At 46.3% G+C, this 10,426-nt stretch carries 7 protein-coding genes; 5 read left to right on the forward strand and 2 right to left on the reverse strand.

Annotated elements, in window-relative coordinates:
• Positions 1-19 precede the first annotated feature (19 nt).
• From QUA62_RS23295 to QUA62_RS23315, 5 genes are all read left to right on the forward strand, one after another.
• The gene (locus QUA62_RS23295; protein WP_333407049.1) at positions 20-6,988 is read left to right on the forward strand and encodes a translocation/assembly module TamB domain-containing protein; all 6,969 of its coding nucleotides are present in this window, start codon (positions 20-22) and stop codon (positions 6,986-6,988) included.
• Positions 6,989-7,044: 56 nt separating this feature from the next.
• Complete coding sequence (locus QUA62_RS23300) at positions 7,045-8,274, forward strand: clostripain-related cysteine peptidase (protein ID WP_333407050.1); 1,230 nt, start codon at positions 7,045-7,047, stop codon at positions 8,272-8,274.
• 165 nt (positions 8,275-8,439) lie between these two features.
• Positions 8,440-8,805: a hypothetical protein gene (locus tag QUA62_RS23305; protein ID WP_006633171.1), complete on the forward strand. Its 366-nt coding sequence runs from the start codon at positions 8,440-8,442 to the stop codon at positions 8,803-8,805.
• Between the two features lie 190 nt (positions 8,806-8,995).
• Complete coding sequence (locus QUA62_RS23310; RefSeq protein ID WP_333407053.1) at positions 8,996-9,205, forward strand: hypothetical protein; 210 nt, start codon at positions 8,996-8,998, stop codon at positions 9,203-9,205.
• Positions 9,190-9,372 (forward strand): DUF4351 domain-containing protein, encoded by a 183-nt coding sequence (locus QUA62_RS23315; protein WP_333407055.1) that lies wholly within the window; start codon positions 9,190-9,192, stop codon positions 9,370-9,372. The genes QUA62_RS23310 and QUA62_RS23315 overlap by 16 nt, the downstream gene beginning before the upstream one ends.
• Positions 9,373-9,443: 71 nt before the next feature.
• On the opposite strand, the gene QUA62_RS23320 is transcribed toward QUA62_RS23315, so the two are convergent.
• On the reverse strand, positions 9,444-9,947 hold the full coding sequence (locus QUA62_RS23320) for a DUF2243 domain-containing protein (protein ID WP_333407056.1): 504 nt from the start codon (positions 9,945-9,947) through the stop codon (positions 9,444-9,446).
• Positions 9,948-10,148: 201 nt separating this feature from the next.
• Entirely contained in the window at positions 10,149-10,388 is a 240-nt protein-coding gene (locus QUA62_RS23325) for a YgiT-type zinc finger protein (protein ID WP_333407058.1), read from the reverse strand.
• Positions 10,389-10,426 lie beyond the last annotated feature (38 nt).

Below are 10,426 nucleotides of genomic sequence, written 5' to 3' on the forward strand. Positions count from 1 at the left end.
TGATTTCTGAGAAACACCCATGACTAACTCCGACGATAACAAAAATCAACTCGCACCCCGTCCCCACCGCCGCTGGTGGCGTCTGCTGCTGCTTAGCGGTACGGGATTGGGTATTCTCGCCTTGGTTGGGGCGGCGGTAGGATACCAGTGGGTGCGGGAAAAGTTAGCTCCTTTGGTGGAAACTGAAGTCAGCCAGTTGCTGAAGCGGCCCGTGCAACTCGGACGTTTGGAGGGATTTTCTCTGACAAGTTTGCGGTTTGGCCGATCGACTTTACCTGCAACTCCTACCGATCCGGATTACGCTTCTACAGAAGCAGTTAAAGTAAAGTTTTCGGTTTTGCAACTGCTGTTCACCCGCAATCTCAAATTAGATATTACCTTAGTTAAAGCCAGCGCTTATATCGAACAGGATGCTAAAGGCCGCTGGGTTAATATTCCAACTGCGGAGCAGAAATCTCCGGGTTTATTTAAAACTGAAGTTGAAGCATTTCGAGCTAAAAATTCCGTCGCAGTTTTGGTACCGCGTCCCCCAGTCGGACAGACAACTTCGGCTCCGATTTCTGTAAATTTGAAAAATGGCAGTGCTCTATTTCGCGACCAAAACCAGCGCGTTCTCTACGAAGTAAACGGTCAGTTTACTAATAGCGATAATTTTATACTTAAAGCTGATTCTATGTTACCTGCAGCTCAAACTAACCTGCAGTTGCAAGGTCAAAATTTGCCTTTGCCCGACCTCGCTCGCTTGCTAAGACTTTCCGGCATTTCTTTACAAAAAGGTCTGGCTAATGGCAATTTAACCGTGCAAGTGCGAGAGAATAAAGTATCGGGAATTACTGGAACGGCTAGTTTTGGAGGAGTGCAAGCGAGTATTGCTCCCTTGAAACAAATCATACAAAATAGCAGCGGTCAGTTGCGGTTTCAGGGAACTAATGTGATTGTCGATAGTCTGGCGGCTAATTACGGTCTAATTCCGCTTAGAATAGCCGGAACAGTTGCAACTGGAACTAATTTTAATTTGGAGAACGCTAGCTTCAATCTGACAACTAGCGTGCAACCAGTCGCTTTTGCAAGTGTTGTCACTGCGGTGGAGACAGAGTTAGGACAGAAAGTAGTATTGCCGGTTGCAGTTGCGGGGGAGGTGAAGGCGGAGGTCAAGCTAACTGGAACCGTCGATCAACCGGTGGTGACAGGTGCGATCGCCTCGACAAAACCCGCTACGGTCGATCGACTGCTATTAAACAATATTAGCACTAATTTCAAATTGGAACGCGGGAGAATAGCTAAAACCCCAACTCCCAATTCTAAATCTTCTATTCCCGCGTTTTCCTCTTTAGCTTTGACTTTGAGCGATATTTTGGTAGTGCCTGCGGCGGGGGGTAAAATTGGCGGCAAAGGTGAAGTTGATATTGCTTTAAAAAGTAAGAATTATCCATCTGGTTTGGTGTTTGACTTGCAAGCTGAAAACTTGCCTGCAGATAATCTCGCCCAAATTTACGCTCTCCCAATTCCTGCTACTGTTACAATTGGCAGTGTCTCCGCAAAAGCTCAAATTTTTGGCCCGTTAGACAACATTCAAGCGAGAGTTCAATGGCAAGCACCGCAAGGAACTTTCCCCGCAGCGGGCGAAATTCGAGCCGGAGGCAATTCGGCGGATTTGCAAAATACAGTTGTGAAAATTGGCGACGCTTCTGTTAACGTGGATGCTGCGCTAAAAGACCGTCAGTGGCAAGCTATCATTGAGGGCAATGGCGTGGAACTCAACAGTTTGCGGCAAGTCCTGCCAGACCTTAATTTACCTCCTGAAGTAGCGGGTTTGGTCAGCGGAACCGCCGAAGCTGCGGGAACTCTGGACACTTTGAGTTTAAATGCGATCGCTGCGACGGGCAAAGGAACGCTGAATATTGCTGACAGTATTGTTGATGTTAATGGCGAACTAGAATCGGGTAACTGGCAAGTTTTTGGCAACACTGAAAAACTGGCTATCAATCAATTAATTGATATTGGTTTGCCGTTTTTAGCACGGGAAACGCCAGCCAATCGGGAGAATCTAGAAGCTAAAATCCAAAATCTTAAAACGTTAAACGGACAGCTAGCAGGTAAATTTCAAGCGGCGGGAAATGTTGACGATTTGACTGCTGGCGGAATAAATTTTAGTAGCAACGGTAGGCTCTACTTTGCCGACAGCAATGTCAATTTACAAGGAGAATTGGTAGCGGGAAACTGGCAAGCAACAGCAGAAACAGATCGCACTTCCATCAGCCGCTTGGTAGATTTGACACTGCCGATTTTAGATGTGGCTTCAGCATTCAATCCCGAAAATCAGCAATCTGCCAATCTCAACAATCTAAAATCCAAAATCCAAAATCTAAAATCGATTGACGGACTGCTATCGAGTCAATTTACAGCATCGGGAAGTCTTGACAATTTGACTGCTAGCAGCATCAATGCCAGCGGCAACGGCAGACTAAATCTTGCCGACAGCAATGTCAATTTACAAGGAGAATTGGTAGCGGGAAAGTGGCAGGGAAAGGCAGAAACCGATCGCACTTCCATCAGGCGCTTAGGAGATTTAGGATTGCCCCTGTTAGATGTTGGCTTAGCTTTCGCTGCTGACAATCCTCAAACAGTCGCCAATATCAACAATATAAAATCCAAAATCCAAAATCTCCAATCGCTTGACGGACTGCTATCGAGTCAATTTACAGCATCGGGAAGTCTTGACAATTTGACGGCTAGCAGCATCAATGCCAGCGGCAGTGGCAGACTCAATCTTGCTGGCAGCAGTGTTAATTTAAAAGGAGAATTGGTAGCGGGAAACTGGCAGGGAACTGCAGAAACAGATCGCACTTCCATCAGGCGCTTAGGAGATTTAGGATTGCCCCTGTTAGATGTTGGCTTAGCTTTCGCTGCTGACAATCCCCAAACAGTCGCCAATATCAACAATCTAAAATCCAAAATCCAAAATCTCCAATCGCTTGACGGACAAATATCCAATCAAATTCAAGCCAGCGGCAGTCTTGATAATTCAACCGCCGCCGACATAGGCGTCAGCAGCAGCGGCAAACTCAATATAGGGGACGGTACTCTTGCTTTTAGAAGTAAATTAGAAGGCAGACGCTGGCAAGCTTTCGCCGATGCCGATCGAGTTATTCTCAGTCGCTTAGAACAAACAATCCGCAATACCCAACTGTTTCCGCTGACGGCGACTTTGCCTAAAGGATTTGACGGCAGAGTTAACGGCGAATTCCAAGCAGCGGGCAGTTTGGATAACTTGACAGCCAGGGGAATTAATGGTAGCGGAGAAGGAGTGATTGTGGTCGATCGACTCGGGGCGATCGATACTACGGCCAAATTAGAAAACGGCAACTTGCAAGCATTGCTGGAAACAAACGGAATTGCCGTCAGTAATTTAGAACAAACCCTCAAACAAACAGGTTTGCTGACAGCGGATTTACCGCCAGAAATTAACGGAACCCTCGACGGCCAAGTCCGCATTTTGGGAACAGTAGATAATTTAACCGCCAACGGCATCACCGCCAACGGCGACGGACAAATTCGACTCGCCAACGGCGGAGGAATTGTCAATGCTAAAGGCCGCGTAGAATCGGGGAATTGGCGCGCGTCAATCGAGGGCGAGCAAATTGCTCTAAGTCGCTTCCAGCAAGCCTTTGACTCGCAACGACAAAGCTTGCAAACCGGAGGTGTAGTCTCGGGTACCCAAAATCTCCCCCAGCTTGGAGGACTGTTTAACGGCAATATCAATTTATCCGGCCCGATTGCCGCTTCCCCACAAACAGTTCGCGCCGGTGGCAGTTTCCGCATCTCGGAAGTGCCGTTTTTGAAACAACCTTTTGAGGCAGTATTTAATTGGGACGGCAAACGGGTGGAAATTGAGAACGCCACAACTCCCGGTTTGACAGCAAACGGCTTTGTTAACGTCGAACTCGAAGGTAAAGGAGGGCCCTCAATTTCCAACTTAGATTTGGATGTCAAACTCGCCAACTTTAACCTGGAAGCCTTACCAGCAGAACAACTAGGATTTTTGTCTGCAATTGCGGACAAAAATTCCTCACAGCAAAACCCACCCCTGCGCGGCAATGTCGATTTTACCGGCAGCCTCACCGGAACCCTCGCTGCCCTCAGCTTAGTTGGCGATGTGGAAGTGCGGGATTTAGCAGTAAATCAAATCGCTTTTGACCCGGTACTGGCGGGGAGTGTGAATGCGGATGCTGGGAAAAGTGTAGATTTGCGTTTGGCCGGCGCCAGCGACAAAATTGAAGTAGCTTTAAATCCATCTTTTCTGCCGACATCTTTCTTAATTCAACGCGGGGAATCTGTGGCTAGCGGCCAAACCGAGGGAGAAACTTTGCGAGTTAATTTAAGCGATTTTCCCCTCGCTGCTTTGAATCTCGCACCCGGTAAAGAGGCCGGTTTGGGGCCGATAACCGGTACGGTTTCGGGACAAGTGAATGTGCCCGGTTGGAAGATGCCGTTAAATCCGGCGACTTTGCAAGCAAGCGGACAAATTGCGATCGCCCAACCGGCGATCGGCTACATTAAAGGTGACAGTTTCCAAGCCGAATTCAGCTACGCTAACGGCAGCGCCACTCTCACAAATGGCATATTCCGCCAAGGCAGCGGTCAATACTTAATTTCTGGCAATGTTCAAACAGGCGCAAACCCGCAATTTGCCGGCAAAGTTAACGTACAGCAAGGCAATTTGCAGCAGGTTTTAGCCGCTTTGCAATATTTCAATTTAGGCGACTTGGCTAGAGGCTTAAAACCTCCGGTTTACGCTAGCGCCGCCGACGTGCAAACTGTAGCAGTAGGAGAACCAGAAGCCCCGCTAATTGAACAGTTGCGCCGCTTGGCAGAAATTGAAACTATTTTGCAGCAGCAGCAGCAGGCCGTGGAATCATCAGAAAAATTGCCTCCCTTATCCCAATTGCAAGGCACTTTTGGCGCGGAAATTGCTGTCGCCGGTTCTTTGCAAACAGGTGTGCAAGCTCAATTTAACGTGAAAGGCGATAACTGGCAGTGGGGAGAATATGTCGCTGAAAAGTTCAGCATTGAAGGCAGTTTTCAGGACGGAATTTTAACTGTTTTGCCTTTGGAAATTAGATCGGGCGAAAGTGCGATCGGCTTTTCGGGCCAACTCGGGCAAAAAGCTCAATCCGGGCAGTTGCGGGTAGAAAATGTGCCGCTGGAAGAGTTGGCAAAAGTCGTGGAATTACCTTTTGTGGATGTCACGGGAAATTTGAATTTGCGGGCGAATTTAGCCGGCAGTTTGGAAAACCCGCAAGCTACCGGGGAATTGAGTTTGCTTGAGGGCACGCTAAACGGAGAACCGATTAAACAAGCCGACGGCAGTTTCAGTTACAGCAATGCCCGCCTGAATTTTGGCGGCAGCGCTTTGGTAACTCAAACCGAACCGATTGAAGTGCAGGGAAGTTTGCCTTTTGAGTTGCCGTTTGCAGCGGTGAAGGCCGACAGCGATCAAATTGATTTGAGGGCGAATTTGCAAAATGAAGGTTTAGCAATTATTAATGTATTGACTCCGCAAGTTGCGTGGGTCAGCGGCCAGGGACAGGTGCAAATTCGCGTGGGAGGAACGCTGCAAGACCCTGTAGCGCAAGGAATCGCGAATTTTGAAAATGCAACTGTCCGCGCGCAAGCCTTCCCAGAACCGCTGACAGGGCTGACTGGGACGATGCGCTTTGAGGGCGATCGTATTCGGGTAGAGGGAATTCGGGGACAGTTGAGTCAGGGAGAAGTTGTCGCCGCTGGCGTGATTCCGCTGTCTGTGCCTTTTGCTGAGGGCGATGTCGATGCGGCTAATCCTTTGGCTGTGAATCTCGACAAGTTGGCACTAAACCTCAGAGGATTGTACCGCGGCGGCGTAGTCGGTCAAGTGCTGGCAAGAGGCACGGCTAGGCGCCCGCAGTTGAGCGGTAATATTGAACTGTACAACGGCGAAGTATTTCTCCGGAGTCCCGGCGGCGGCACAACTGAGTTAGCTTCTTCCTCTTCTGCTTCTGATTCTCCTTCGACATCTTCCCCTTCCCCTGCGACTGAGGTTTCTGCTTCCCCGACGACTGAGGTTTCTCCTTCTCCTGCAACTCCGACTGCCCCTTCCTTTGAAGTTGGACTGAACGATTTGCGGCTGAATTTGGGCCGGGGAATTCGGGTAACGAGTGCGCCGATATTGAGTTTTCAGGCGACTGGGGGCTTGACGGTGAATGGAACTTTAGATGACCTTCGCCCTGTCGGTACGATTCGGTTGACTTCCGGGTCGGTGAATTTGTTTACGACAGAGTTTAGACTCGATCGAGGATACGCGCAGACAGCTACCTTTGTACCAGGACAAGGACTCGATCCGACGCTGGATGTGAGATTAGCAACTTCGGTGCAGGAAGTAACGCGGTTCCGCACTCCCGGCACATCTGTAGCCTCTGAAATCGCAGACGAACCGACAAGTTTCGGCAATGTGCGGAGTGTCCGAGTTCAAGCGTTAGTGCAGGGAAGGGCTTCTCAGTTGGCGGAAAGTCTGGAGTTGAGGAGTTCTCCGAGCCGATCGGAAACAGAGATTGTAGCGCTGTTGGGCGGCAGTTTCGTGCAGACTTTGGGACAGGGAGACAGTACGCTGGCGATCGCAAATTTAGCGGGTGCGGGTTTATTGAACAACATTCAATCTGCGATTACTAACGCCACAGGATTGAGCGAATTTCGCTTATTTCCCACTCGGATTAGAGGCAACGAAGTACAAACAGCTAGTTCCAGTTCTGGTGCGGGTTCTCTCGGTTTAGGTTTAGAAGTTGGGTTTGACATCACGCGCAATATTTCAGCATCAATCATTCGAGTTCTGTCAGCAAATCAACCGACAGAATTTACTGTGCGCTATCGATTGAGCGATAAAATTTTACTCAGGGGTTCGAGTAATTTTCAAGGAGACAATCGCGTCACTGCTGAATATGAATTGAGATTTTAGTTAGCAAAAAATACTGTCTACAAAAAACTGACGATCCTCTATCAGGAGCAGAGAACGTGAAAAGAAGAGAAGCAATCAAATTGATAACAGTAAGTATTAGTTCTTTAATAGAGACAATATATTGCTCGGGAGACCAATATATGCTTGGAAGTACGGTCAAAAATCATTATGACTGGGTATTACTATACTGGATGCCCTATGACAATAATCTCTCAAGATTCGGACAACCAATTATTCAAATGCTAAGTAAAGCTGTAAAAAATGACAAGATTTTGGTAGTCGTACAATCAGACTTTAGTGGAGCAGCACAAGTTTCTCGAAGCATCCTTAGCCCAGGTAAAGTTGATACCCAATACTTAGAAACAGCAGATAGTAGTAGTGCAGAAGTCTTGAGTGAGTATCTGACTTGGGCCCACTCTCAATTTCAAGCCAAACGCTGGGTTCTTGTGTTTTTAGGTCATAGTGGAACCCTTATGGAAATAAGCCCCGACGAACACCCTACCTCCCCTTCAATTTCAGAAATTAGATGGATGAATCTTCAAAAAATCAATCAACTTATATTTAATTTTAACCGCTCTGTCAAGGGAAATCTAGAATTATTATTTTTCCAAGATTGTAATAAAGGAAATATTGAAGTACACCATACCTTCCAAAATACTGCTAAGTATACGCTTTCATCTCAACTCCAACTTGGAGTGCCAAATTACTATTATGAGCAATTGTTAAGCCATTTGAGCGATTATCCAGACATTGATGGTTCTCAGCTAGCTAAAAAGATTATGGATTATGAACCGCCTGATATGTACCATAGTTTGACATTAACTAACAATCATTATTTCCGCTACTTTGCCGAAAAAGTTAATGTTGTGATTGATTCTATTTTGCAAGCAGATATTGCGCCAGTGAAAGTTTTTATATCCTCAATTTTAGGGCCTGAAGTCAATTTTTCCAATAACACTACTGTAGTAGTTTATCGTAGCTTTGGAGAAACCTTTGTTGATTTCGCAAATTTTTTACAAAAACTTACCCAATTATCAGGTGCAAGTCCGTCACCTTGTAACGATTTATTGTTATTTTTAAATAATTTTCTCATTCAGAGAGTGCAACAGAATGGTGAATTACTGGACTCAAGAATTAGGCATAAGTATAAAAACTTATCAGGCTTAGGTTTATTCTTACCTAGAAATCGGCAGAAACTGGAAAAGTATTTGTATTTATCGGTTTATTCAGACTTAAAGCTTGTAGAGCTTTTTGAGACAGTTGTATTCGAGACAAAAAACAACTAAAGGTATTGGGGATATTTTACTTTCCCGACTTCACAGAAGCAGTCGGGGAGGTAAAACAACAGCCAGGATTCGCTCCCAATTCCCACTTCCCAATGCTATAATATAAATAGCAGAATTAAAGCCCTGCTGCCAACCCCGCACACAAGGTTAGAGGAGTTAAGTCAGATGGCAAACAAACTCCAAGTCAATACACAGTCGATCGGCTACAGCGACTTTTACTGGAACCGCTTTAGTCCGAGAGTTGCGACTATCAGCAGTGTCCGCAACGCCAATCACTGGGACGGCGGATTTATCACTTATATTGCATTTCCCACAAAAGTAGAAGCTACAGCAGCAATGAAATATTTGCTCTTGAATCAAAAAGCTGCTGATGTCGATATGCGGAAAGCCAAACGAATGAAAGCAAAAGGCATTCGGTGGGAACTCAAAATTCGGGGTTTAGCTTTTAATGAAGTGCTGAAGCTAGCAACAATGGATATAGCTGGAAAGCTAGTTATGTCACCTGCAACTACTACTGAAGCCACAGGCTGATAATTGAAAAACTTCGTAGTTGCGCTAAGGGTGGTAAAGCGCAACTACCAACCTAAAACTCCCTAACATATTGCATTTTCCTTCTTCCTTCTACAATATGCGTTTCATCAGTCCCAAAACAGACTTTGCATTCAAAAAAATATTCTGATATTCCGAACATCCTGAAATTTTAATCAGCTTCCTAAATGCAATGCTGTATAACGGAGAAGCGACCATCCAAGAAATAGAAATCCTTGACCCTTATTCAGCAGGAAGCGTTACAGGCTTGAAAGACACTTACCTGGATGTCAAGGCCAAGATTATCGGCCACAAAACCGTGGTTGTGGAACTTCAGGTACTCAACCCCACCGCCAAGGAATCGAACAGGGAATCGAAAGGGGTAAAATGGAGGGGGAAATAGGATTAATTATGCGTCCGATCGTGCGGCGGGTGGGTGAGGTTACACAGGGAGTTCAAACTCGCAGCCAGGGGTTATCTGCGGAACAGTTAGATGATTTGGGAGAAGCTTTGTTGGATTTTAGGAGTAAGGAGGATTTGATCCTGTGGTTGGAGTCGGCGGCGGGATGAACTGATGAGTTAAAAAGAGAGTGGGGGATTTTTAAGGCGGATTTGGTAAAATTCCCAATCTCTGCATTCATTTAAACTTTAGTATCTGCAGGAACTTCCCTCTGTAGCAGAATCCAACCTAACAGCGCTAAACTAACTCCGAGAGCGAGAAATCCTAAATCCCAAGCTAACTCGTTGATACCGGGTTTGACGTGGTGGATTCCCAAAATTTGATGGTCAACAATGCCTTCAACAAAGTCAAACAATCCAGCACCAATTAATATTGAACCGAAAAAAGTTTGAGTTGACAAAGGAACATCTTTGCGCTTCACCGCACCCCACAAACAGAAGATGCCCGCCACTGTTACCAACCAATCCGCAGCGTGAAACAATCCATCTCCGAGGGTATTTAATTCTAAACCGGCAACGGTAGTATCGGTTTTAACGCTGCTAAACATATGGTGCCACTGCAGGAGTTGGTGCAGCACAATGCCGTCAAAAAAGCCTGATTGACCGATACCGAGGAGAACTCCTGCGATAATTAGAGGTCGGCGGTTGTTAGCTGCGGTGGTTGGTTGGTTGGTGCGATCGTCCAATGGAAAACCTCAGATTATTTAACTGCTGAGCCTGGGTCTGTGAAGGGATTTGCCAGTACATTTTGTAGTTTTGCTGGGGAGAAGGGGCGATCGCATCATCCGCGAGAGAGATTTCTGGAGTGAAGTGCGATCGCGCCTTGATTTTTGATGGATGATGGGAAAGTGCGATCGATCTTTTTAAACAAATTATCCGCCTCTAACTTATCCAACTCGAAAAGATTGCCCCCTCGCTTGAAATTCTTGAGTCTCTTCTCGCTGCAATTGCTGTCTAATTTTGGCAAACTTCCTAACTGTTTCCACAGAGTACAACCGTTCTCCACAGCTTAGGCAAACTTCAGCGGATACTTTTAAGATAGCAGTATGCTTGCCGCCCCGTAAAAGTTTATCGACTTCTTTGATAACTACAGCACTTCCGGATGTTATGAGGTACAGTAGCAGCAATTAGTAAACCAGTTTTTAAGATGTTTCGGATTAATTAA

The organism is Microcoleus sp. MON1_C1 (assembly GCF_036701945.1).
Classification (GTDB): domain Bacteria; phylum Cyanobacteriota; class Cyanobacteriia; order Cyanobacteriales; family Microcoleaceae; genus Microcoleus.